Annotated in this window: 28 protein-coding genes; 20 read left to right on the top strand and 8 right to left on the bottom strand. The window is 62.3% G+C overall.

Annotation, left to right across the window (positions count from 1 at the left end; translation table 11 throughout):
- The first annotated feature begins 83 nt into the window (after nt 1-83).
- Genes RVU70_RS12290 through RVU70_RS12230 form a run of 13 tightly spaced genes read left to right on the top strand, consistent with a single transcriptional unit; the run spans nt 84 to nt 9,895 of the window.
- Nucleotides 84-1,316 carry a flagellar hook protein FlgE gene (locus RVU70_RS12290; protein ID WP_363346655.1) on the top strand — a complete coding sequence of 411 codons (1,233 nt, stop codon included), beginning with the start codon at nt 84-86 and terminating at the stop codon, nt 1,314-1,316.
- Between the two features lie 12 nt (nt 1,317-1,328).
- Entirely contained in the window at nt 1,329-2,801 is a 1,473-nt protein-coding gene (flgK, locus tag RVU70_RS12285; RefSeq protein ID WP_363346653.1) for a flagellar hook-associated protein FlgK, read from the top strand.
- Between the two features lie 7 nt (nt 2,802-2,808).
- Complete coding sequence (locus RVU70_RS12280) at nt 2,809-3,855, top strand: flagellar hook-associated family protein (protein WP_363346651.1); 1,047 nt, start codon at nt 2,809-2,811, stop codon at nt 3,853-3,855.
- A gap of 11 nt (nt 3,856-3,866) precedes the next feature.
- Nucleotides 3,867-4,214, top strand: coding sequence for a flagellar biosynthesis regulator FlaF (gene flaF, locus RVU70_RS12275; protein ID WP_363346649.1), 348 nt, complete (start codon nt 3,867-3,869; stop codon nt 4,212-4,214).
- Nucleotide 4,215: 1 nt separating this feature from the next.
- Nucleotides 4,216-4,626, top strand: coding sequence for a flagellar biosynthesis repressor FlbT (flbT, locus tag RVU70_RS12270; RefSeq protein ID WP_363346647.1), 411 nt, complete (start codon nt 4,216-4,218; stop codon nt 4,624-4,626).
- Nucleotides 4,627-4,636: 10 nt separating this feature from the next.
- On the top strand, nt 4,637-5,038 hold the full coding sequence (gene flgD, locus RVU70_RS12265) for a flagellar hook assembly protein FlgD (RefSeq protein WP_363346645.1): 402 nt from the start codon (nt 4,637-4,639) through the stop codon (nt 5,036-5,038).
- A 2-nt stretch (nt 5,039-5,040) separates the two neighbouring features.
- Nucleotides 5,041-5,307, top strand: coding sequence for a flagellar biosynthetic protein FliQ (locus tag RVU70_RS12260; protein ID WP_363346643.1), 267 nt, complete (start codon nt 5,041-5,043; stop codon nt 5,305-5,307).
- Between the two features lie 25 nt (nt 5,308-5,332).
- Nucleotides 5,333-7,423 (top strand): flagellar biosynthesis protein FlhA, encoded by a 2,091-nt coding sequence (flhA, locus tag RVU70_RS12255; protein WP_363346641.1) that lies wholly within the window; start codon nt 5,333-5,335, stop codon nt 7,421-7,423.
- Entirely contained in the window at nt 7,420-8,172 is a 753-nt protein-coding gene (locus RVU70_RS12250) for a flagellar biosynthetic protein FliR (RefSeq protein WP_363346639.1), read from the top strand. Before flhA ends, RVU70_RS12250 begins: the two co-directional genes overlap by 4 nt.
- A 2-nt stretch (nt 8,173-8,174) precedes the next feature.
- Nucleotides 8,175-8,549 carry a hypothetical protein gene (locus RVU70_RS12245; RefSeq protein ID WP_363346637.1) on the top strand — a complete coding sequence of 125 codons (375 nt, stop codon included), beginning with the start codon at nt 8,175-8,177 and terminating at the stop codon, nt 8,547-8,549.
- Between the two features lie 40 nt (nt 8,550-8,589).
- A complete protein-coding gene (locus RVU70_RS12240) occupies nt 8,590-9,036 on the top strand; it encodes a hypothetical protein (protein ID WP_363346635.1) in 447 nt (148 codons plus the stop codon).
- 8 nt (nt 9,037-9,044) lie between these two features.
- Nucleotides 9,045-9,452, top strand: a complete 408-nt coding sequence (locus tag RVU70_RS12235; RefSeq protein ID WP_363346633.1) for a hypothetical protein — start codon at nt 9,045-9,047, stop codon at nt 9,450-9,452.
- Nucleotides 9,449-9,895, top strand: coding sequence for a flagellar basal body-associated protein FliL (locus RVU70_RS12230; protein WP_363346631.1), 447 nt, complete (start codon nt 9,449-9,451; stop codon nt 9,893-9,895). The genes RVU70_RS12235 and RVU70_RS12230 overlap by 4 nt, the downstream gene beginning before the upstream one ends.
- Before the next feature lie 36 nt (nt 9,896-9,931).
- Here RVU70_RS12230 and RVU70_RS12225 read toward each other — a convergent pair whose 3' ends face one another.
- Entirely contained in the window at nt 9,932-10,201 is a 270-nt protein-coding gene (locus tag RVU70_RS12225) for a hypothetical protein (protein WP_363346629.1), read from the bottom strand.
- Nucleotides 10,202-10,365: 164 nt separating this feature from the next.
- On the opposite strand from RVU70_RS12225, the gene RVU70_RS12220 reads away from it, so the two are divergent.
- A complete protein-coding gene (locus tag RVU70_RS12220) occupies nt 10,366-10,809 on the top strand; it encodes a hypothetical protein (protein WP_363346627.1) in 444 nt (147 codons plus the stop codon).
- On the opposite strand, the gene RVU70_RS12215 is transcribed toward RVU70_RS12220, so the two are convergent.
- The 3 genes from RVU70_RS12215 to ald form a co-directional block, all read right to left on the bottom strand.
- Entirely contained in the window at nt 10,790-11,188 is a 399-nt protein-coding gene (locus tag RVU70_RS12215; RefSeq protein WP_363346625.1) for a hypothetical protein, read from the bottom strand. The two genes, RVU70_RS12220 and RVU70_RS12215, sit on opposite strands and share 20 nt — an antisense overlap.
- 76 nt (nt 11,189-11,264) lie before the next feature.
- A complete protein-coding gene (locus tag RVU70_RS12210; protein ID WP_363346623.1) occupies nt 11,265-11,972 on the bottom strand; it encodes a response regulator transcription factor in 708 nt (235 codons plus the stop codon).
- Nucleotides 11,973-12,144: 172 nt separating this feature from the next.
- Entirely contained in the window at nt 12,145-13,257 is a 1,113-nt protein-coding gene (gene ald / locus RVU70_RS12205) for an alanine dehydrogenase (RefSeq protein WP_363346621.1), read from the bottom strand.
- Nucleotides 13,258-13,380: 123 nt separating this feature from the next.
- Here ald and RVU70_RS12200 point away from each other — a divergent pair, with 123 nt between their 5' ends.
- From RVU70_RS12200 to RVU70_RS12190, 3 genes are all read left to right on the top strand, one after another.
- Complete coding sequence (locus RVU70_RS12200) at nt 13,381-13,782, top strand: DUF3775 domain-containing protein (protein ID WP_363346619.1); 402 nt, start codon at nt 13,381-13,383, stop codon at nt 13,780-13,782.
- A 79-nt stretch (nt 13,783-13,861) separates the two neighbouring features.
- Nucleotides 13,862-14,200 carry a small metal-binding protein SmbP gene (smbP, locus tag RVU70_RS12195; protein ID WP_363346617.1) on the top strand — a complete coding sequence of 113 codons (339 nt, stop codon included), beginning with the start codon at nt 13,862-13,864 and terminating at the stop codon, nt 14,198-14,200.
- 96 nt (nt 14,201-14,296) lie between these two features.
- Entirely contained in the window at nt 14,297-15,715 is a 1,419-nt protein-coding gene (locus RVU70_RS12190; protein ID WP_363346615.1) for an amino acid permease, read from the top strand.
- 12 nt (nt 15,716-15,727) lie between these two features.
- Here RVU70_RS12190 and RVU70_RS12185 read toward each other — a convergent pair whose 3' ends face one another.
- The 4 genes from RVU70_RS12185 to RVU70_RS12170 form a co-directional block, all read right to left on the bottom strand.
- Nucleotides 15,728-15,922, bottom strand: coding sequence for a hypothetical protein (locus tag RVU70_RS12185; protein ID WP_363346613.1), 195 nt, complete (start codon nt 15,920-15,922; stop codon nt 15,728-15,730).
- Nucleotides 15,923-16,053: 131 nt separating this feature from the next.
- Nucleotides 16,054-16,326 (bottom strand): hypothetical protein, encoded by a 273-nt coding sequence (locus RVU70_RS12180; protein ID WP_363346611.1) that lies wholly within the window; start codon nt 16,324-16,326, stop codon nt 16,054-16,056.
- 516 nt (nt 16,327-16,842) lie between these two features.
- The gene (gene gpt, locus RVU70_RS12175; protein WP_363346609.1) at nt 16,843-17,358 is read right to left on the bottom strand and encodes a xanthine phosphoribosyltransferase; all 516 of its coding nucleotides are present in this window, start codon (nt 17,356-17,358) and stop codon (nt 16,843-16,845) included.
- A gap of 18 nt (nt 17,359-17,376) precedes the next feature.
- Entirely contained in the window at nt 17,377-18,129 is a 753-nt protein-coding gene (locus RVU70_RS12170; protein ID WP_363346607.1) for a molybdopterin-binding protein, read from the bottom strand.
- Nucleotides 18,130-18,374: 245 nt separating this feature from the next.
- On the opposite strand from RVU70_RS12170, the gene map reads away from it, so the two are divergent.
- The 3 genes from map to RVU70_RS12155 are packed head-to-tail and all read left to right on the top strand — an operon-like array spanning nt 18,375 to nt 21,381.
- Entirely contained in the window at nt 18,375-19,214 is an 840-nt protein-coding gene (gene map / locus RVU70_RS12165; protein ID WP_363346606.1) for a type I methionyl aminopeptidase, read from the top strand.
- Nucleotides 19,211-19,942, top strand: a complete 732-nt coding sequence (gene radC / locus RVU70_RS12160) for a DNA repair protein RadC (RefSeq protein ID WP_363346604.1) — start codon at nt 19,211-19,213, stop codon at nt 19,940-19,942. Before map ends, radC begins: the two co-directional genes overlap by 4 nt.
- Nucleotides 19,939-21,381 (top strand): DHA2 family efflux MFS transporter permease subunit, encoded by a 1,443-nt coding sequence (locus RVU70_RS12155; RefSeq protein WP_363346602.1) that lies wholly within the window; start codon nt 19,939-19,941, stop codon nt 21,379-21,381. The genes radC and RVU70_RS12155 overlap by 4 nt, the downstream gene beginning before the upstream one ends.
- Nucleotides 21,382-21,408 lie beyond the last annotated feature (27 nt).

The following is a 21,408-nucleotide window of genomic DNA, read 5'->3' as shown; positions in this document are numbered from 1 at the left end:
AACGCCGCGAGTCGCCAGCCTGAAAGCTTCAGACAAGCCGCTCGGCGTTTAATTCCACCGGGTTACTCTCTCGGACCGACGCGATGACGATTTTTGGACTCTTCAACACCTCCATCATGGGCATGTCAGCGCAATCGAATGCGCTTTCGAATCTGTCCGAGAACATCGCCAACGTCAGCACGACTGGCTACAAGCGCGCGACGACGCAGTTCCTAACAGTCCTCAACGGCTATCAGGACGCCAATCAATTTGGCGGCGGCGTGACAACGCGCAGCCGTTACGACGTGTCGTCGCAAGCGACAATCGCCACGACGGGCAACGCCTCGGACCTCGCCATACGCGGCAAAGGCTTCTTTGTCGTATCGGACTCCGCCGGCGGCGTCTTTCTTACTCGCGCGGGGTCTTTCGCGCCAGATTCGCAGGGCCGGCTCGTCAACACCGCAGGATACTATTTGATGGCGGCGCCTACCGGCACACAGCCGGACGCCTTGAGCAATCTGCAGGTCGTACGAATTCATAACGACCGACTCTACTCCGCTCCCTCAACCTCGGCGGTCCTCTCCGCCAATCTGCCGGCCACTTCCGCGATCGTCGCGGCCGCGGATCTGCCATCGGCCAATGCGGCCACGTCTACCTTTACAGCCAAATCGTCTTTGACGATCTACGACAACGTCGGCGCCGCCAAGGTCCTCAACGTCTACTTTGCAAAGACCGCCGCCGAAACATGGGAAATGTCGATCTATGACGCCGCCGATGCGACAAGCGGCGGCTTCCCGTACGCGAACCCCGCGCTACTCACGCAGACGCTCACCTTCGATCCGGCCAACGGTTCGATCCTGACAGGCGGGACCGCAACGATCACGCCGACTGGCGCGAGCACAATCACCGTGGATCTGAGCAACACGACCCAGCTCGGCGCTCCGTTTGTCGTGAATTATGTGAATAGCAACGGCAACGCAGCCGGCGCGGTGCGTCTCGTGAACGTGGGGTCGGACGGCGTATTGAGCTATCAGCTCGATAACGGGCAGTTGGTCTCCGCTTACACGATTCCCCTGGCCGAGGTCCGCGCCCCGACCGAGCTCTTCAATTTCACCGGCAACGTCTATGTGCCCAATCGCGACTCGGGCGAAATTTCCGTTTCGTCCCCGGGCGCCGGCGGCCGCGGCACCATCGTCGCCTCATCCCTGGAATCCTCCGCCGTCGATCTTGCAACCGAGCTTTCGGCGATGATCATCGCCCAGCGGTGCTACACGGCGAACACGCAGAGCTTCCAAACCACATCAGAGATCTTGCAGGTCCTGAACAACATCAAGTAACGGAGCGGCGCGATGTCTCTCAGCTCGGCCGGTGCGATCGCCTTGCGGTCGCTCGGCGTCGTCTCGAACCAGATCAACGTGACCTCCCGCAATATCGCGGGAGCCGGCGTGACCGGCGTCAACGTGAAGCACGCCCTTCTCGCCTCCGATGAGGCTGGCGTCGAGTTCCTCGGCGTCGGACGCGCGACCAACGTCGCGCTGTTTCGCAATCTCCTTTCGGCGAGCGCTCATGAGGAGGCGGCGACCGCCGTCTCGGATGCGCTCTCGCGGATCGATCAGGCGCTCAACCTCTCGGATTCGTCGAACAGCCGTTCCGCTTCCACGGTTATATCAAAGCTGAAAAGCGCGCTACAAGCGTATAGCGCAACGCCCCAGAACGAAACCGCCGCGGAACTCGCGATTTCCGCCGCTCGGAACGTCGTCGCGGCCCTCAATGACGCGACCGCCGCCACGCAGAAGGAGAGATTCACGGCGGACGAAGGGATCGCCTCGGCGGTCTCGGAGGTCAACTCGCTTCTCGAGAAGTTCGCGACTTACAATACGGACGTCGTCGAGGGCACGGCGGCCGGCGCCGACGTGACAGACATCCTCGACCGTCGCGACGCCTTGCTGACGGAGATCTCCAAGCGAATCGGCGTCACGGCCGTGAGCCGCCCGAATAACGACGTGGTGATTTACACCGATAGCGGCGTCACCCTCTTCGAGACGACGCCCCGCAAATTGACTTTCCAGCCAACTCCCACATTGACCCCCAGCGCCAATGGCGCGGCGGTCTATGTCGACGGGGTACAGGTGACGGGCGCCGGAGCTCCCCTGGCCTTGCGTTCCGGCTCGATCGTGGGAATGGCTCAGATTCGCGACGAAATTGCGCCTCTCTATCAAAGCCAGCTGGACGAAATTGCGCGTGGTCTCGTGGTCGCCTTCGCCGAAAGGGACCAAAGCGGCGGCGGCGGGCCGGATCTTCCGGGCCTTTTCACTTATCCGGGCGCAACCCAATCCCCCGCCGCAACGCTCCTTCCCGGACTGGCTGGTCAGATCGTCCTTAATGCAAACGTCGATCCGATTCAGGGGGGCGATCTTGCGAGGCTGCGTGACGGCGGCGCCTCGGGAAATCCAGCCTATGTCTACAATACGACCGGCGCGCCCGGCTACGCCAATCGGCTCATCGAGCTCGTCAATGCCCCGTCGGAGAACCAGAACTTCGATCCTGCGGCGGGCCTGGGCCCCTCGGGTTCCGTTGAAGCGCTTGCAACCGACTCCAATGGCTGGATCGCGGGAAAACGCCAGCAGTTGGAAAGCACGACGACCTATTACGAAGCTGTCGTCTCCCAGACCACGCAGGCCCTCTCCAACGCAACCGGCGTCAATCTCGACGATCAGATGTCGCAAATGCTCGCGCTCGAAAATTCATACCAGGCCTCAGCCAAGCTGCTCGAAGCCGTTAACGCCATGTTCACCGCGCTGTTCTCGGCGCTTCGCTCCTGAGGCGACCATGCTGCTCAAGACCTCTACTTATTCCATCACAGCCTCCCTTAGGCAGACCGTCGCCCTTCTACAGAGCCAGCTGGCCAGAGGCCAAAAGGAAATAACCACCGGCCGTCACGCCGACCTCGCCATTGCGCTTGGCGTTCGCGCAAGCGAAAGTTACGCCATCAACGACATCCATGACGCCCTGGAAGCGACCCTTGGGTCCAACAGAGTTGTGTCGACGCGGCTCGATACGACGCAGGCGGCGCTTTCGGCCCTGCTTTCAGACGCACAACAAATGCGATCCTCGCTCGTCGTGACGCGGACCACCGGCGGGGAACGCGCTGCGATCATCACCCAGGCAAGCCAATCGCTGACGACCTTCATCGGCAAACTCAACAGCTCTAATGCTGACGGCTTTCTTTTCGGCGGGGTCAGCACCGACCAAGAGCCGATCGCGAATTACGTCGCCGTTCCTCCGTCTGCGGCCAAACTCGCGTTGGACGCCGCCTTCTCCGCAACTTTTGGCTTTACCCAGTCCGATCCAGCCGTGGCGTCGATTACATCAGCGCAGATGCAAAGCTTTCTGTCCGGCCCGTTCGATGCGCTGTTTTCCGATGCAGGGTGGAAGAGCGACTGGTCCTCGGCGTCCGACGTAGTGCTCCACAGCCAGATCGGGCTCTCCGTGAGCACTGACGCGTCGATCAGCGCAAATGAACCAGCCATGCGAAAAATCGCGTCGGCATACGCCATGTTGAGCGACATCGGCGCGCAGCAGCTGAGCAATGACGCTTATAATGTTCTGGTTGAAACAGCGATGGATACGCTGGACTCGGGGATTCGAGATTTGATGAAGACCCGAGCGCGGGTCGGCGTGATGCAAAATACAGTCAAGAACGCGAGCGATACGATGGCGACTCAGAAAGACTATTTTGACGCACAGCTGCAGGATCTCGAAGCCGTTGATCCCACCGAAGCAACCACCAGGGTGAATAACCTGATGACCAGGATCGAGACCGCCTATACGCTCACTGCTCGTATTAACCAGCTCAGCCTCACCAAATATCTGTGAGGCGGCGCGCAATGTATCAGCAACGCTACGTGCAAATGGCAAGCGAGTCGTCGCAGACCGCTCGGGCGCGAGAGAAGGAGGCGCTCGAAAAGGCCGTCTTAAAGCTGACCGCCGCAAAATCGAAGGGAGCCCTCTCGCCTGAGGCGTTCGAGGCGACGGATTTCGTGCGTCGATTATGGTCAATCTTCATCTCGGATCTTTCGAACGACGAGAACGGCCTCCCGCACGATCTTCGCGCTTCGCTCATTTCCATCGGATTCTGGGTCCGCCGCGAGACCGATCTGATCGATCGCGGCGAGTCGGTCAACTTCGACGGGCTCATCGACGTCAACAAGCTCATCGCCGACGGACTGACTTAACATGAACATCTCCCTTCGCCGTGGCGAACGCATCTTCATCAATGGGGCGGTCCTCAGAGTCGACCGAAAAGTATGTCTGGAACTTCTCAACGACGTGACTTTTCTGCTCGAGAACCATGTCATGCAGGCCGAGAGCGCGACCACGCCGCTCAAGCGGCTCTACTTCGTCATCCAGGCGATGCTTATGTCGCCGAACGACTGTGAAGCTGCCCTGCAGCTTTGTCGGGAGATGTTCGTCTCTCTCAGCAGCAACGCGCTCGACCCTCGAATTATGGAAGGATTGAGAGCGGCCGTCCGGCACATAGAGGACAAAAGAATGTTTGACGCGCTCAAAGTCGTTCGCGGGCTTTTTCCCATCGAAGAACAGCTCACAACGACGGCGGAGGCGGAAAACGCTCGCGAAGTCGCTTAAGGATCCACATATGACCGTTTCCCCTGTCCAGGCGGCGACCGCCGCATCCAGCTCCTCGGTAAGCAAGGACGCAACCAAGGCGTTCGGAGACTACAAGACGTTCCTCCAGCTTCTCGTGACGGAGCTGAAGCATCAGGATCCGACAAAGCCAGTCGATCCAACGCAGACCGTCACCCAGCTCGCCACGTTTTCCTCGCTGGAGCAGGCGGTCAAGACCAATGATTTGCTTACGTCCCTTTCCCAGCAGTCCTCCCTTACCCAAGGCGCCGCTCTCATCGGACGCGTGGTCACATCCGCGGACGGCTCCGTGACCGGTAAGGTAGCTTCCGTCACGCTCGCTGCAAACGGAATGGCCGTCAATCTTACAAGCGGCGGTCAGCTGCCTCTTCAGCCAGGCGTGACGATCTCCTAGCAATGAATGAAGCGGACGCACTCGAAATCATTCATCGTACTCTCGTGACGATTTTGATGGTCTCCGGCCCCTTGGTGGGCGCCGCCATGGCCGTGGGAATCGTCGTCGCGCTTTTCCAAGCCCTCACGCAGGTTCAGGAGATGACCTTAACCTTCGTGCCCAAGATCGTGGCCATGATCGCGGTCCTCGGCTTCGCAGCCCCGTTTGTGGGTTCACAAATCAACGTGCTCGCTCAGTTCGCCTATTCGAAGGTCGAGAAGGGCTATTGAGCCGTCGCGCGATGGAGCGCATTGAATGACGGATGTCGCTGGCGCCAGCAGGCCCAAGCAGGCAGAGGGAAGTTCGAAAGACATTGGCTTCGCCATGTCGATCGTCTTCATCCTCTGCGTATTTTTTCTCCCGATTCCCGCCTTCCTGCTCGACGCGGGGCTCGCCTTCTCGATCGGCCTTTCAGTGCTGATCCTGATGGTGGCGCTCTGGATTCAAAAGCCACTCGATTTCTCCTCTTTTCCAACCGTTCTTCTCGTCGCGACGATTTTGCGTCTGTCGCTCAACATTGCGACCACGCGCCTGATCCTTTCGCACGGGTCGGAGGGCGCAACGGCCGCGGGCTACATCATCAGCGGGTTTTCCAGGCTGGTGATGAGCGGCGATTTCGTGATCGGCCTCACCGTCTTTGCGATCATCGTCACCGTGAATTTTCTGGTGATCACCAAGGGCGCCACGCGTATCGCGGAAGTGGGCGCGCGTTTCACGCTGGACGCCATTCCCGGCAAGCAGATGGCGATCGACGCCGATCTCTCGGCGGGTCTCATCGACGAACGTGAAGCGCAGCTGTGTCGCCGTGAACTCGAAGAGGAAAGCGCCTTCTTTGGCTCGATGGACGGCGCGTCGAAATTCGTCCGAGGCGACGCAATCGCTGGCCTCATCATTCTCGCCGTGAATGTTTTCGGCGGAATCATCATTGGCGTCACGCGCCATGGCATGACCCTCGCGTCGGCGGCGGATGTTTACACTAAGCTGTCGGTCGGCGATGGTCTCGTCTCGCAAATCCCCGCGCTGATTGTCTCGCTTTCCGCCGGCCTCCTCGTCTCGAAAGGCGGCACGAGGGGCTCCGCCGAGCAGAATATCTTGCGCCAGCTCGGCATGTATCCGCGCGCGCTTTTTGTCGCCGCTTCGCTGATGTTCATTCTCGCTCTTATCCCCGGCCTTCCCCTTGCGCCGTTTGGCGCGCTCGGCGGGGTCATGGCCTTTGTCGCTTACCTCATTCCCAAACAGGCCGAGAAGGCGCGTCTTCTCAAGGATGAAACCGAGCGGTCGCTCGAACGGCAGGCCAAGCAGGACGCGAAGGAATCGGCGCGCGATCTCCTCCGCATCGCCCCGGTTGAACTGCTGCTCGGCAAGCAGCTCTGGGCGGGGCTGCTGCCTTATCAGGCGGAACTAGGACAACGCGTGCTACGCATGCGCCGCAATTTCGCTCGCGACTACGGCTTCGTCTTTCCGGACATAAAATTGTCGGATGACCTCGACGTGCGTCCAAAACATTATCAGATCAGAATCCAGGGAGCCTTGGTCGCCACCAACGAATTGCAGCTCAAGCGTCAACTCGTCATTCTCGGGCGCGGTTCGGCGCCGGACCTTGCCGGGGAAGAAACCACCGATCCCGCCTTCGGCATGCGCGCCATGTGGATTCCGGACGCGATGATCGAAGAGGCCCGACGACTGGGCTATATGCCGATTGATCCCGTCTCCGCCCTGCTGACGCACGTTTCCGAAACCTTGCGCAATAACCTGGCGCAGCTCTTGACCTATAAGGACATGCGCGCGCTCATAGAGCGGCTCGAGCCGGAATATCGCAAGCTGGTCGACGATATGGCGCCGAGCCTGATCACACAGTCGACGCTGCAAAGCGTATTGAAGCTTTTATTGGCCGAGCGCGTTTCTATTCGCAATCTCGAATTGATCCTCGAAGCCATAGCCGAAATTGCGCCCTTTGCCCGGCGGGCCGAGGCGATCGTCGAGCATGTGCGCGTGCGGCTAGGTTCGCAGATTTGCAGCGACCTCGCGGTCGAAGGGGTGCTTTGCGTCCTGCGCCTCGGACCACGCTGGGATCTGTTTTTTCATGAAAGAATGAAGCGCGACGCCAAAGGAGAAATAATCGGCTTTGACGCTGATCCGGCGCAAATCGAAAAATTTTCGCAGGAAGCCGGGGCCGCCATTCGCGAGCGCATGGAGAGAGGCGAGTCCTTCATCGTTCTCACGACGCCCGAAGCCAGGCCCTATGTCCGCCTCTTGCTGAGCCGGCCGTTCCCCTCACAGGCGGTCTTGTCGCACATGGAGGTCGGCGGCGGCGTGCAGGTAAAGTCCGTCGGGGCGATTTCGTGATCGATCTTGCAGTTCCCGTCTATCCAATTTTCATCCTGTTCTGTCGCGTCGCTGGTTGCCTCATGACCGCGCCGGGATTTTCGAGCGAACGCGTCCCCGTGCAGTTCCGCCTTTACATGGCTATTGCGGCGACGCTCGCCCTCGCCCCGCCGCTTCTCGAGCGACATCAGTCTGCCTTCGTGGAAATTGGTCCGCAACGCCTGCTGGCGACGATCCTCGCAGAGCTTGGCGTCGGCGTCACGCTCGGCTTGCTCGCGCGCTACTATTTCTTCGCCTTGGAGACGCTCTCCACCACGGTCGCCATGACGATCGGCCTCGGCAACATCTTCGGGACCGCGCTCACGGAGCAGGAGCCGACGCCGAGCCTTTCCTCCTTCGTAATTCTTGGCGCCCTCCTGCTCGTCTTCTGTGCGGATCTTCATCTCGAGCTCATTCGAGCGCTGTACCTTTCCTACGACACGACGCCCTTGTTCTCGACGCCGAGCGCCGGCGCCTTTCTCGAGGAGCTGTCGCGTATCCTGACGGAATCTCACTTGCTGGCGTTAAGAATTTGCAGTCCTTTCCTGCTATTTGGCCTCGTCGTCAATGTCGCGCTCGGCCTTCTCGCGCGCCTCACTCCCCAGCTGCAGATATATTTCGTCTCCGGTCCGCTGGCGATCTTTCTGGGAGTTTCGGCGCTCTTCGTTTTCGACTGGGATTTCTTCTCGGCGTTCGTCTCCCATTACGGCGCCTGGCTGATCAAGGGGTGAAAGTGCAGAATCGAAAGGACCGTCTCGCCCGCGCCAAGAGCATCGGCGACAAGCTGTGGCGCTTGCAGCAAATGCGCCTGTCGGCGGCGGAGCGAGAGCTTGCCGCTGTCCAGGCGAGGGAGGCCGCCGCTTTCGACTCTCTCGATCGCCTCGAACCCTCTCTGATCCTCCCTCACATCGCTGAACTTGCAAAAGCGCGCCGCGAAGCGGAGGCGGCGCTCGCCGACGCCCAGGCGCGCGCGAGAGACTATGGACGGCGCGCAAAACTGACGGGAAAACTGCACAAGGAAGCCACTGAGCGCGCGCAGAGAGAAGAAGCCGAGGCGCTGCTTCGCTCCGCCGCAATACGCGGCGACGTCGACGTCAGTGTAGAGTAAGGCGTCATTAATAGGATAGCGGCTAGCGAAGGAGAAGGCGATGTCCATTTTCCCTGCAACCGACATCATAACCGACGTAGCGCGCGCCGCTGACCCGGAGAAGCTCAGAATCGCAACGAAGCGGCTCGAGGATATCGGGGGCCAAAAGGCTTTCGGCGTCGGCCATGCGTTCGCGCTCCCGCCTCCCGCGGCGCCCCACGCGACGTCGACAAGATCTGTTGCGACCAACGACATCGGCGCGCCGCGCCTTGGCGGGCGCTTGGAGACGCTTTCCCCCACGCAAAAATTCGAGGCGTTTCTCCTCCAGGGATGGCTGGAAAACATTCTGCCGAAATCCGGCGGCGGCGCCTATGGAACGGAGGCGGGCGCCGACATCTGGCGTTCGATGATGGCCGAGCAGATCAGTTATCAGCTTGCCCGCGCCGATGTCGCTGGACTGCGCAAGCTCATCGAAGCCGAGAACAGCCCGCTTTCGAAGCCCATTTGACGAGCGACATGACGCTACCGCGGCTCACCAATGATGATAGACGTCAGCCCAACGAGAGCGCAGGCGCGCCCGAGGATGCGTTCAGCCTCTGTATCGGACGACTGCAGGACATCATCAGAGTGGAAACGGGCGTTCTAAAGGAGGGCAAGCGCCTTGACTTCGACGCGCTCAATCAGCGCAAGACGCATGCGCTGCTGGAATTCTTGCAGGTCTCGAGAACCGCCCCTCCTGACGCCGTGCGACGCGCTTCCGGCCGAATAAGGGATCTGCAAAGGCTTTTGGCGGAGAATGCGCAGCTTCTCGAGCGCCGCCTGCAGGCGACGCAGGAGATCACCAACCTGATCGTCCACCATATTCGCGAAAGCGAGTCGGACGGAACATATTCGATCCGCTCGCGGGGAGTGAAGCCGAGATGAAGCAAGCGCTGATTGTTGGCGTATGGGCCCGCGCCGTCACTCTCGGGGCCGCCTATGGCGCAGCGGCGTGGCGATCCCGCCCTGTCGCAGCCCCACAGCCGGCACATGAGGAAAAGCTTGAGAGCCGCAGGATCAGGCCGTTGACTGTGCCGATCATCGCGGACGGGGTCTTGAAAGGCTATATTTCCGCCGAATTCAGCGTGCTCGGGCCGAAGGCCGAAGGCCACGGAGAAATCGATCCCGAAAATTACTTCATGGATGAAGCGTTTCGTCTGATCTATGCCGAAAACAAAATCGACTTTACACAGATGCAGAAGACCGATCTCGCCGTCTTGACGAGCCGCATCACCGCCAATGTGAATAAGCGCACCGGCAAGAATGTTATTAAGGAGACGCTGGTAAAAAGCTTTGCGTTCATACCACGCGACGAGATGCAACACTGACTGGCGCGCGGCCTTCACCGGCCGCGCGCACAGTGTTCAGGCGACGCGGTGGACCGGCAGATAGCTGCCATTCTTGACGATCGACGCCGCGCTCGCTTCGCCTTTCAGGTGGTTTTCGATCGCCTGCGCGATTTTACGATTGGGCTCGTCGCTTCTGGGCGCGTGCGCCTCGCTCGGTCCTTCGTAGATTGCGGAAAGATCCGCAATGAAACGCTCCGTGGCTTTCAGAGCGCGATATTGCGGAATCTGGGTTAGTTCTTCGGCCATCTGGCGGCGGAGCTGGTCGAGTTGCGTCAAGGGATTCATTTAGCAGCCTCTCGTTTCCTTGCAGTCATACGCTAGCTGCCGAAGCTTTCATGAGACTTGCAGAGTTTAATACCTCATTTACTCCTCTCCACGGCGTGAAACCAGTTTCACACATTATGGGAAACATACGCTGAGCGAAGAGAACTTGAATTCTGGAACGAGTGATGCGCGCCCCGCAATTACCGAAGATCGATCCTTGGGAGACCGGCCTGAGATTGACCGGTCTGGCGCTCGCGACGAGCAGCATCGGCTTCGCCGCTCACATGATGTCCGATGACAAGGCGGAGCCACGAATCAACGGCATCGAACATCTTGCTATTTACGCGAGGCCCGCAACGCATGTGGCCTCGCGTCAGCGGGCCACGCCAGGCGTCGACTACATGCCGGTCGGCTCGACCGCAAAGAGCGATCCACGCCGAGCGCCGACTAACTATGAGATTCTCGAAGCGTCGCGCGATTGGGCGCTCGTCCGCTTGCCTCAGGGCCGCATTATGCGCGTCACGCCCGGCGGCGGCGTCCCCGGGCTCGGCAGCGTCATCGCCATCGAGCGACGTGGGGATAAATGGGCGCTTGTAACGGAAGCGGGCGTTATTCCCGCCGCCCGCTAGAAGAACAGCGCGCGAGGGCCGCATCGATCGTGGCGTTGATCTCCGACAACGACAGCGACGGCGTATCGTCTGTCGCGGCGCCTCGGTCCGGGTGCAGGCGCCAGGCCAGGCGCCGACGCAAAGACTTCAGATCACGCGCTGAATGTCGCGCCTGCGACAAGAGTTCGGGAAACGGGTCGTCGACGGCGCGCCCTGCCGGCGCGGGCGGCTGCTCCTGCTGAAAGCGCCGGTAGGCGGCGATGACCTGCCGCGCCGCCCTTGCATTCGCCTCGAAGGGCGGAAGCGGCTCGGTAAAACCGACATGCAGCGGCGTAAAGGGCCGCTGGACTTCTTCGGAGCGTCTTTCGACTTCGATGAGGACACTGACAAACGCGACCATGACTTGCTTCGCCAACAAGAGCAAAAGCAGGATATGTCCGTCGCGCTGAAAAATTGGTTGCGTTTCGTGCGGACCGTCAGCTGGCGGCGCGCAAATGCTGCGATTCGCCGGCTGGCGGCGCGACGAGGAGATAGCCAAGGAAGCGCTGAGAGTCGATTGGATCGTAACCGAGCCGCGCGCGAAGTTTTTTGCGCAGCTTGCTGATGTGGCTTTCGATGACGTTTTCTTCAACGTCATCGTCGAAGAGACCATAGACGGCGTTGAAGATCTGCGACTTCGTCAACCGGCGTCCCCGATTGACGAGAAGATATTCCAGGATGCGCCGCTCCCGGCGCGGAAGGGACAAAACTTCGCCGTTGACGATTGGATCGCTGCCGTTGAAAAACACCTGGATGCCGCCCACCGTCGCACATTCCTGGCGCGCCTCGGCGCGTCGGCGGATCGCGTTCACGCGGGCCAATATCTCACGCACATGCACCGGCTTGCGGACGACGTCGTCGACGCCCGCGCTGAACAGGCCGAGAGTCTGCTCGAGTGATGGCGCGTCATTCATGGCGATGACGGGCGCCTGTGAGCGGCGGCGAATGAGACGCGGAATCTCTTCGCGCTCTGGACATTCGCCGATAAGAAAAGCCTCGATCGCCTGGACGTCGCCTTCGACAGCGGAAGCGACCCAATCCCGGAACTGGCCGGGGCGAAACCCCGTCGAGGCGATGCCTTCCTGACCAAATCGGCTGGCGTATCCACTCGTTACGAGATCGCGCTCATCGACGATGATGAACATGCTGTGCCTCCTGATGGGGAATGTCGAGACGCCGCGTCGAATCGGCCGGTAACCTCAGTTAAAATCCGGCGGTCCTCGGGGTCAACTGAATACTGATAGTAGACGCGCCGATGATTTATAGTTGTTTCTCTTTCAAGACAGTCAATTGTCAACCTTTAACACTTTATTAACCTTATTTAACATCGTCGTTCAATGTAAAACTAAGGCCGTGCGCCGCCGCGACTGGCGCGGACACGACAGCGCCGGCGCTGATCTCGAGGCCAGCGCGCAAGTATGGATCGTCCTTCAACGCTTTGCGCCAACCCTTGTTGGCGAGAGCGAGGACAAAGGGCAGCGTTGCATTGTTCAACGCGAAGGTCGATGTGCGCGGCACGACGCCTGGCATATTTGTCACGCAGTAGTGCAACACGCCGTCGACAGTATAGACGGGGTCCGAATGACTCGTCGGCCGCGACGTTTCGCAACAGCCGCCCTGGTCAATCGCCACATCGACGATCACCGCGCCACGCTTCATCGTCTTCAGCATGTCTCTTGTGACGAGGATGGGCGCGCGCGCTCCGGGCGTCAGCGCCGCGCAGATGACGACGTCGGCGCGACGGATCGACTCGGCGATGGAGGTCTTCGTGGAATAGATTGTTCTAATTGCCGGGCCGAGCGTCGCGGACAGGCGGCGCAACGCGTCAGTGTTGCGGTCGGCGGCCAGCACATTCGCGCCCATGCCCATGGCGATCGCCGCCGCCTGCGCGCCGACGCTGCCGGCGCCCAGAATCAAGACCTCGGCTGGCGGCACGCCGGGCGCGCCCGAAAGCAAGACGCCCCTGCCGCCCTCTTGTCGCTCGAGGAAGCGAGCGCCCATCTGGGGCGCCAAACGCCCGGCGATCTCCGACATGGGCGCGAGCAGCGGCAGGCCGCCATTGGGCGACGTCACCGTCTCATAGGCGATGCAATGCGCGCCGCTGGCCATGAGCGCGCGGGTCAAATCCGCGCTCGCTGCAAGATGAAGGTAAGTAAAAAGGACCTGCTCGGGACGCAGTAAGCGTATTTCCTCGGGCTGCGGCTCCTTCACCTTGACGACGAGATCGGCGCGTTCGTAGAGCTCGGCGGCCGCCTCGACAAGCGTCGCGCCCACGGCGAGATACTCTGCATCGGAGACGCCGGCGCCTTCTCCAGCGCCCTTTTCCACGAATGTTTGATGGCCGGCGTGAGACAGTTCGGCGATTGAAGACGGGGTGAGTCCCACGCGAAATTCGTTGTTCTTGATCTCTCTCGGCGCGCCGACCCGCATTTGCCGCTCCCAATCGTCTTCTACGAGCCCTTCGAAACTTGTTTGCTGTCTTTATATGAAAGGGGCGGCGGCGCCGGACAAGTGCGACCGCGAAGCCGAAGCCAGCGCATTGGGAGGAGGCTCATGCCGACCATCAATACGGACAAAGTCTGCTTCATCGTCGTGAAGGCGCGGGAGCTCGAGAGCGAGGACGAAGGGATCGACGCCGACGCCTCCAACCCGACGGACGATCGTTTCGTCAGCGTTCTGACCGAGGACGCCTTCGATACGGTGCGGACGGAAATCACGTCCTTTATCGACGGCATGGACGAGGAAGAGCAAGCCGAGCTTGTCGCTCTCGCCTGGGTCGGACGCGGTGACTTTTCAGCGGACGAATGGGACGATGCGCTTGGCGAAGCGCGGGCGCGGCGCGAGGGACCGACAGCTGCTTACCTTCTGGGATTGCCCTTGCTCGCCTCCTATCTGGAAAACGGCTTGGGCGAATTTGGCGAAAGCTGCGCTCTGTACGCGGCGGACCGACAGTAAAATCTTCAAAGCCACTGGAATCGTCGTTCACGGACGCCCATATATAGAGCGGCGGACCATTGTTTCGAGGAGAATATCGATGAACCGTCGCGTTTTCGCTCTTGCTCTTTCTGTCGGCCTCGGCCTCTTCTTGGCGCCCCGGCTGGCGCTCGCCGAAAACCATGTCGGGGAGGCTATCACCCATACAAAGCAGGCTATCGAACACGGGAAAATGGGTCACGCGGATGTGCTCGTCACCCATGCCCAAGAGGCGCTGAAACACGCCAACGCCGCCGAGAAGGAAAAGGCGAACCCGCATGTCAAGGAGGGGATCACCCATCTCGACCAGGCGATCGAGCACGGCAAGATGAAGCACGCCGACGTGGCGACGACGCATGCCGAAGAGGCGCTCAAGCATCTCGAGGCGGCAGGCAAGTAACCAGCTGGAAAAGCGGCCGCAAGGCCGCTTTTTTTTACCCGCATGACAGCGCCCGCCCGATTGCTTATGTGAAGCCCTAGACAGAGGGGGCGACACATGAGGCTGCGAGAGCTTGGACGCGTCAAATCAATCGACGCTCTGTCATCGAACGCCGGCTCGGGCTTCCGCCGCGTTCTCGGGGTCTGGCAGCTCACCAGCATCGGACTCGGCGGGCTCATTGGCGTCGGCATCTTCGTGCTCACGGGCGTGGTGGCGGCGACGCAGGCCGGCCCGGCGGTGGCGCTGTCCTTCCTCATCGCGGGCGTCGCCAGCGGCGCGGCGGCGCTGTCTTACGCTGAATTCGCCGGCCTCATTCCGGCTGCGGGCAGCGCCTACACTTACGCCTACGCCGTGCTCGGCGAATTTGTCGCCTGGATCATCGGCTGGGACCTGCTCCTCGAATATGCGCTGGTCGTCGCGGTGGTCTCGATCGGCTGGTCCGCTTATTTGCAAGCGCTCCTCGCGCAACTCGGCCTCCCCCTGCCCGACTGGGCCGCCGGCGCGCCCGGGACCGGCCCCGGCCACAGATTTGATCTTCTGGCGGCCCTCGGCGCGCTCGCCGTCGGCGGGTTGCTGACGCTGCGCATCGAATGGGGCGCCCGCTTCAACGCGGCGATGGTCGTCCTCAAGGTCGCCGCCGTGATCTTCGTGATCGCCGTCGGCTTGCCCTATATCCGCGTCGAGAACTGGCGGCCGTTCATGCCCTTCGGCTTCTCTGGCGTTACGGAAGGCGCGGCGGTCGTGTTCTTTGCGGTCTTCGGCTACGACACGTTGACGACTGCGGCCGAGGAGGCGCGCCATCCGCAGCGCGACCTGCCGCGCGCCGTGCTGCTGTCGCTCGCCATATCCCTTACGCTCTACGTCGCCATGGCGCTGGTTCTGACCGGTATCGTTCGTTACGACACGCTCGATAATCCCGCGCCCGTCGTCACCGCCTTCGAATCGATCGGCCTGCCCTGGGTCGCCTTCATCGTGTCCCTTGCCGCAGTCGCCGGCATCACGAGCGTAATGCTCGCCTTTCTCCTCGGCTGCGCGCGCATCTGGTTCGCGATGAGCCGCGACGGCCTGCTGCCCGCGTGGTTCGCCGTCCTGCATCCGCGCTTTCGGACGCCGCATCGGCCAACGCTGATCGCCGGGGCGGCGACGGCGGTCGTCGCCGCGCTCTATCCGATCAAGGAGGTCGCCGAACTTGTGAATATCGGCACGCTCTCCGCCTTTGTCGTCATCTGCGTGGCCGTGATCGTCCTGCGCCGCACCCGGCCCGACGCGCCGCGCAGTTTCCGCGCGCCCTTCGTGCCGGTGACGCCGCTCGTCGGAATTGGTTTTTCGCTTTGGCTCTTGTCACGCCTGCCCGCGATCGCCTGGGAACGCTTCATCATCTGGCTGGCGATCGGTTTCGCCGTCTACTTCTTCTACGGCCGGCGCCATAGCCGCCTTGCGCGCGACATGTCCGGCGCGGCGCCGCCGTCGGAATAGCCGCGGGGCGGATTATCTCATGATGCACCGCACCCGCGCATATTCGCCCTCCTTCACGCCGGCCTCGCCGGTCAGTTGCGCCATGTATTGGCTGGGCACGCCGCACATCACGCTCTCGACCTGACGCTTGATGACTGCGCGCGCCGTTTCGTCGTTGCACTGATCGCGCGCGATGGCGTTGGCGCAAATATAAATGACGATGAGCATGCCCTTCGCCTTTCTTCCCCAAACTCGTTTTTCGGGAAGTTAAGGCGCAATGGGCGGCCTTGCTGCGCATCAGCCGCCAAAGACCGCGGGGATTCCGGCCACGGAACGGGGAAGAACGGCAAGCGTGGCGCTCAATGGGGCGACGGGTGGGGATGATGCGGGCGGTGGTGGCCGGGATGATAAGGATTGAGGTGCTTGCGCTCATGGTGCGGACAAGGGCTGCGCCAATGGCGGATGCCCTTGGTGTTATGCGTCGGCGAGGTGGTGACGAAGCAGCCCGAAGCGCGGTGATGGGCGCCGTGATGGCTTTCGTGCAGAAAGGCGGCGGCGGGCGATGCGCTCACGGCGGCGGCGGCCAGAGTCGCGGCGCCAAATCGCAGCGTCGTGGAAGAAAGCTTCTTCATGTCTGTCCTCATGTGTGCAGGTGACGGTTCACCTTCGCCTCAGCTAGGCGCCGCGCGGCCGCAGGACATCAAGCCACGCCAACAAAATCCGATGGAGCCAGGAACTCGCCTGGTTGCGCGCAAAGGGAGAGGTTTCTGCAGCAGGGCCGGCTTGGTGCGGGCGGCCGGAATCGAACCGGCACAGGCCTTGCGGCCCTACGGATTTTCTTACCCGCCACGGCTTTCGCCGCCCCGCTGACGCGGGTTTGGGGTCTGGACTATCCCTTCGCCCTAGCGCTCATCGCGCCTTAGGCGCCGCCCGTCTAGTCTCTACACCTTCCCGCCTAACGGCGGGCTTGGCTCGGGATCGCCACTTTTTCAGAGGTTTCCCCGACTTTGAGCGGTTCTACTCCGGCGGTTTCCCACTGGAGCACTCAAATTGCTTCAAGTCCGTTGCGTCTACCAGTTTCGCCACGCCCGCTTGCACGCGACGCGTCTCTTATAGGGCGCGCCCGGCGAGGCCGACAAGCTTAGATTTCAGCGTCGGATTTTCTCGCGCAGGTCCTGCGTCTTGCGGATCGGCGCCTGAAAGGACAGGCCAGTGTCCCAGGGAAAATAGATCCAGGTGTCCTGCGAGACTTCGGTGACGAAAGTGTCGACCATCGGCAGCCCCTGCGGCTTGGCGTAGACGGTCGCGAAATGCGACCGCGGCAGCATCTCCCGCACGGCCCTGGCGGTCGCGCCCGTGTCCACCAAATCATCGACGATCAGCACTTCTTCGCTTGGCCGCGACAGGATCGTCTCGGTCAGGGGCTTGAGCACCTGAATCGCATCGCGCTCCGTCTCCTCGTGGTAGCTCGCCACGCAGACGGTCTCGATGACGCGAATGCCGAGTTCGCGGGCGATGATGCCAGCCGGCACCAGGCCGCCGCGGGTGACGGCGACAATCGCCGAGAAGCCGCCGATCGAGGCGAGCCGCCAGGCGAGGGCGCGCGCGTCCCTGTGGAACATGTCCCAGGAGACGGGGAAGGTTTTTTCCGGCAAGGCCTTCATATCTCCGCGCTCCCTTTGTCAGGCGGCTGCGAGTTTGGCTAGAAGCGCGCGCACGGCCTTGGCCGCCGCGCCGAGTCGCGCCGCGTCCCGGCTGCGCAAGACGATCTGGTTGTCGAAGCCTCTGCTGGTAAATTTCGGATAGGAGCCGATGCTGACCGCCTCATGCGCGCGGGCGATGTCCTCGAGCCCCATCGCATAGCTCCCCTCGGGGATCGCCCCCGCCTCGATCGTTTCAACGAGCACGCGCGCGCCGCCCTTAAGCTGCGGGCCAACCGTGTCCATCATCGACTGCATGATGCTCGGAACGCCCGCCATGACGATGACATTGCCGATCCAGAACCCGGGGGCCTTCGAAGCCGCGTTGCGCACGAGCTCCGCGCCGCTGGGGATTCGGGCCATGCGGCGACGGGCGGGGTTGAGTTCTTCCTCGGTGAAGCGCTCGCGCAGCAACGCGATGGCGCGGGAATCTTCGCCGATCTCGACGCCGAAAGCCTTGGCGACCGCATCCGCCGTGATGTCGTCATGAGTCGGGCCAATGCCGCCCGTGGTGAAGAGATAGGTATAGCGGGTCCGGAGCGCGTTCACCGCAGCGACGATTTCGGCCTCTTCGTCCGGGACCACCCGCGCCTCGCGCAGATCGACGCCGATCTCGGCCAGATAATTGGCGATGTAGCGCGTGTTGACGTCCTGGGTGCGCCCCGACAGGATTTCGTCGCCGATGACGAGAACCGCCGCCGTCGCCGGCGCGTCGCCCGTTCCGGTGTGCTTCATCTGCCCGCCTCCCTGGAGGCCATGATTATGGCGACGGCGGGCGCAAACGCCAAGTCTCGCGACGGCGCATGTGAGGCGCTCGACCCCGCCTCGCGGAAAAAATGCGTGCGCGCCGCCGGTTTAGAGCCTAACGGCGCCCGTCCGGCGCGCGCCCAAGGCGCAGCTTGATCGCCGTCCTTGCTTTGGCCGTTGAAATCACTACCTTGTCGATCAATCCCGTCCATTCCTGGCGAAAAAAGAGCCCTATGACCTTCATCGAATCCCATCTTGCTCCCGCCGGCCGCAAGAGCGGCCATATCAAGCTGCACGGGCCCGCGGATTTCGAAGGCATGCGCAAAGCCGGCCGCCTGACCGCCGAGGCGCTCGACATGCTCGTGCCCCATGTCAAGCCGGGAGTCACGACCCAGCATCTCGACGACCTCGTCTTCGACTTCGCCATCGCTCATGGCGCTTATCCCGCGCCACTGGATTACCGGGGCTATCGCAAGTCCATCTGCACCTCGATCAACCACGTCGTCTGTCACGGCGTCCCAGACGCAAAGCCGCTTCGCGACGGGGATATCGTCAATATCGACGTGACCTTCATCGTCGACGGCTGGCACGGCGACGCGAGCCGCATGTTCGCGGTGGGCGACGTCCCCCGCAAGGCGCAGCGGCTGATCGACGTGACCTATGAAGCGCTGTTGCGCGGCATCGCCGCGGTGAAGCCGGGCGCGACCACGGGCGACATTGGCGCGGCGATCCAGCAATACGCCGAGAGCGAGCGCTGCTCCATCGTGCGCGATTTCTGCGGCCACGGGCTCGGCCGGGTCTTTCACGACGAGCCGAACATTCTGCACTATGGCGCGAGGGGCCAGGGCCTGGAGCTGCGCCCCGGCATGTTCTTCACCATCGAGCCCATGATCAACCTGGGCAAGCCGCAGGTCAAAATTCTCTCCGACGGCTGGACGGCGGTGACGCGCGACCGCTCCCTCTCGGCGCAATTCGAGCACTCGATCGGCGTGACCGAGACGGGCGCGGAGATATTCACCCTCTCGCCCAAGGGACTGGACAATCCATCGGCGGCGCCGCGCGCGGCTTCATGAGGAAACGCGGCGACGGCATTCTGGATACGGCGCCGGCCGGCCTGGGGGAGGCCGCGGTCCCGCATTACCATGGCCATCGCCAACGTCTGCGCGAGCGTTTCATGGAGGCGGGCGAAGCGGCCCTGGCCGATTACGAGCTCATGGAGCTTCTTCTCTTTCGCGCCATCCCCCGCCGCGACGTGAAGCCGCTCGCCAAGGCGCTCGTCGAACGTTTCGGCTCTTTCGCCGAGGCGATCGCCGCGCGCCCGGAGCGGCTGCGCGAAATCCCGGGGTTGCCGGAGAGCGCCATTGTCGATTTGAAGGTTGCGGAAGCGGCCGCGCGGCGCCTGGCCCGCGGCGCTTTGGAAAAACGGACGGTGCTCTCCTCCTTTTCCGCGGTCATGGACTATTGCCGCACCGCCATGGCCTACGCCGAGCGGGAGCAGTTTCGCATTCTCTTTCTCGACAAGCGCAACGCCCTGATCGCCGACGAGGTTCAGGGCGTCGGCACGGTCGACCATACCCCCGTCTACCCGCACGAGGTCGTGCGGCGCGCGCTGGAGCTCGGCGCGAGCGCGCTCATCCTTGCCCATAACCACCCCTCCGGCGACCCGACGCCCTCGGCCGCCGACATTCGTATGACCAAAGAGATCGCCGTCATCGCGCAGCCCTTCGGCATTTGCGTGCACGATCATTTGATTGTCGGCCGCAATGGACAGACGAGCTTCAAAGGGCTGAAGCTGATTTGACGCCGCTCGCCGCCCTTACGAGGAAACAGCCCTCCTTTCTGGTCACCCCGCTCATCATCGCCACCGCGCTTTTCATGGAGCAGCTCGACGGCACGGTGCTCGCCACCGCTCTGCCGGCGATGGCCTCGGATCTTCACGAAGACCCGGTGGCGCTGAAACTCGCGCTCACGTCCTATCTTCTGTCGCTCGCGGTCTTCATTCCGCTTTCGGGCTGGGTGGCCGACAAATTGGGCGCGCGCCGCGTGTTTCGCGCGGCGATCGTGGTGTTTACAGTAGGGTCCATCCTCTGCGGCTTTTCGCACTCGCTCGTCGAGATCGTCGCGGCCCGCGTCGCGCAGGGAATGGGCGGCGCAATGATGGTGCCGGTCGGTCGGCTCGTCTTGCTGCGCACGGCGCCGCGCCATGAGCTCGTGCGCGCCATGGCCTGGCTGACGATCCCCGCGCTCATCGGACCGCTGATCGGGCCGCCGCTCGGCGGCTTCCTCGCCACTTATTTCGACTGGCGTTACATCTTCTGGATCAATGTGCCGATCGGCCTGCTCGGCGTCGCGCTGACGACGCGCTTTATCCCCGACCTCAAGGAAGAAGACGTGCCCCCGCTCGACGTGACGGGCGCGGCGCTGTCCGGGATCGGCCTCTCCTGCATCGTCTTCGGCGTCACGCTGCTTGGGCGCAACTTCGCGCCGGCGCCGCTCGTCGCGGCGATCATCGGCGTCGGCGCCGCGTCTCTCCTTGCCTATCTCCGACACGCCCGGCGCGCCAAATACCCGATCATCGATCTTGCGCTGCTGCGCATCCCGACGTTTCAGGCGGCGATCTATGGCGGGTTCCTGTTTCGCATCGGCCTCGGCGCGACGCCCTTCCTGCTGCCGCTGCTGCTGCAGGTGGGATTCGGCCTCAGCGCCTATGAGTCGGGATTCCTGACCTTCATTTCCGCAGCGGGCGCGATGGTGATGAAAACCACGGCGCAGCCGATCTTGAAGCGCTTCGGTTTCCGTCGCGTGCTGATCGGCAATGCGCTGATCGCCGTCTGCTTCCTCGCCGCCAACGCCTTTTTCACGCTGGCCACGCCGCATTGGCTGATCATGGCGGCGCTGCTCATCGGCGGCTTCTTCCGTTCGCTGCAGTTCACGGCGCTCAACGCGATCTGCTACGCCGACGTTCCGCGCGATTCCATGAGCAACGCGACGAGCTTCGCGGCCGTCGGCCAGCAATTGTCGCTCTCGACCGGCGTCGCCATCGGCGCGGCGGCGCTCGAGACGTCGCGGGCCTTGCACGATGGCGGCATGCTGCGCGCGGAGGATTTCGCGCCGGCCTTTTTCGTGGTCGCCTCCATCTCCGCCCTGTCGCTCTTCAGCTTTGTCCGGCTGTCGCCCAACGCCGGCGACGAACTGACAGGCCGCAATGCGCGCCCCCAGCAAGTCGCTCTGTCAGACTGAAGCGCCGCGTCCGCGCAGTAACCAGTC

The organism is Methylocystis echinoides (genome assembly GCF_040687965.1).
Taxonomy (GTDB): domain Bacteria; phylum Pseudomonadota; class Alphaproteobacteria; order Rhizobiales; family Beijerinckiaceae; genus Methylocystis; species Methylocystis echinoides_A.
This window is presented reverse-complemented; position numbering and strand designations above follow the sequence as displayed.

Bases quoted from the DNA above. Each gene is read 5' to 3' on its own strand.
- RVU70_RS12290 (WP_363346655.1), top strand. From the start codon at position 84: ATGACGATTTTTGGACTCTTCAACACCTCCATCATGGGCATGTCAGCG.
- flgK (WP_363346653.1), top strand. From the start codon at position 1,329: ATGTCTCTCAGCTCGGCCGGTGCGATCGCCTTGCGGTCGCTCGGCGTC.
- RVU70_RS12280 (WP_363346651.1), top strand. From the start codon at position 2,809: ATGCTGCTCAAGACCTCTACTTATTCCATCACAGCCTCCCTTAGGCAG.
- flaF (WP_363346649.1), top strand. From the start codon at position 3,867: ATGTATCAGCAACGCTACGTGCAAATGGCAAGCGAGTCGTCGCAGACC.
- flbT (WP_363346647.1), top strand. From the start codon at position 4,216: ATGAACATCTCCCTTCGCCGTGGCGAACGCATCTTCATCAATGGGGCG.
- flgD (WP_363346645.1), top strand. From the start codon at position 4,637: ATGACCGTTTCCCCTGTCCAGGCGGCGACCGCCGCATCCAGCTCCTCG.
- RVU70_RS12260 (WP_363346643.1), top strand. From the start codon at position 5,041: ATGAATGAAGCGGACGCACTCGAAATCATTCATCGTACTCTCGTGACG.
- flhA (WP_363346641.1), top strand. From the start codon at position 5,333: ATGACGGATGTCGCTGGCGCCAGCAGGCCCAAGCAGGCAGAGGGAAGT.
- RVU70_RS12240 (WP_363346635.1), top strand. From the start codon at position 8,590: ATGTCCATTTTCCCTGCAACCGACATCATAACCGACGTAGCGCGCGCC.
- RVU70_RS12235 (WP_363346633.1), top strand. From the start codon at position 9,045: ATGACGCTACCGCGGCTCACCAATGATGATAGACGTCAGCCCAACGAG.
- RVU70_RS12230 (WP_363346631.1), top strand. From the start codon at position 9,449: ATGAAGCAAGCGCTGATTGTTGGCGTATGGGCCCGCGCCGTCACTCTC.
- RVU70_RS12225 (WP_363346629.1), bottom strand. From the start codon at position 10,201: ATGAATCCCTTGACGCAACTCGACCAGCTCCGCCGCCAGATGGCCGAA.
- RVU70_RS12220 (WP_363346627.1), top strand. From the start codon at position 10,366: ATGCGCGCCCCGCAATTACCGAAGATCGATCCTTGGGAGACCGGCCTG.
- RVU70_RS12215 (WP_363346625.1), bottom strand. From the start codon at position 11,188: ATGGTCGCGTTTGTCAGTGTCCTCATCGAAGTCGAAAGACGCTCCGAA.
- RVU70_RS12210 (WP_363346623.1), bottom strand. From the start codon at position 11,972: ATGTTCATCATCGTCGATGAGCGCGATCTCGTAACGAGTGGATACGCC.
- ald (WP_363346621.1), bottom strand. From the start codon at position 13,257: ATGCGGGTCGGCGCGCCGAGAGAGATCAAGAACAACGAATTTCGCGTG.
- RVU70_RS12200 (WP_363346619.1), top strand. From the start codon at position 13,381: ATGCCGACCATCAATACGGACAAAGTCTGCTTCATCGTCGTGAAGGCG.
- smbP (WP_363346617.1), top strand. From the start codon at position 13,862: ATGAACCGTCGCGTTTTCGCTCTTGCTCTTTCTGTCGGCCTCGGCCTC.
- RVU70_RS12190 (WP_363346615.1), top strand. From the start codon at position 14,297: ATGAGGCTGCGAGAGCTTGGACGCGTCAAATCAATCGACGCTCTGTCA.
- RVU70_RS12185 (WP_363346613.1), bottom strand. From the start codon at position 15,922: ATGCTCATCGTCATTTATATTTGCGCCAACGCCATCGCGCGCGATCAG.
- RVU70_RS12180 (WP_363346611.1), bottom strand. From the start codon at position 16,326: ATGAAGAAGCTTTCTTCCACGACGCTGCGATTTGGCGCCGCGACTCTG.
- gpt (WP_363346609.1), bottom strand. From the start codon at position 17,358: ATGAAGGCCTTGCCGGAAAAAACCTTCCCCGTCTCCTGGGACATGTTC.
- RVU70_RS12170 (WP_363346607.1), bottom strand. From the start codon at position 18,129: ATGAAGCACACCGGAACGGGCGACGCGCCGGCGACGGCGGCGGTTCTC.
- map (WP_363346606.1), top strand. From the start codon at position 18,375: ATGACCTTCATCGAATCCCATCTTGCTCCCGCCGGCCGCAAGAGCGGC.
- radC (WP_363346604.1), top strand. From the start codon at position 19,211: ATGAGGAAACGCGGCGACGGCATTCTGGATACGGCGCCGGCCGGCCTG.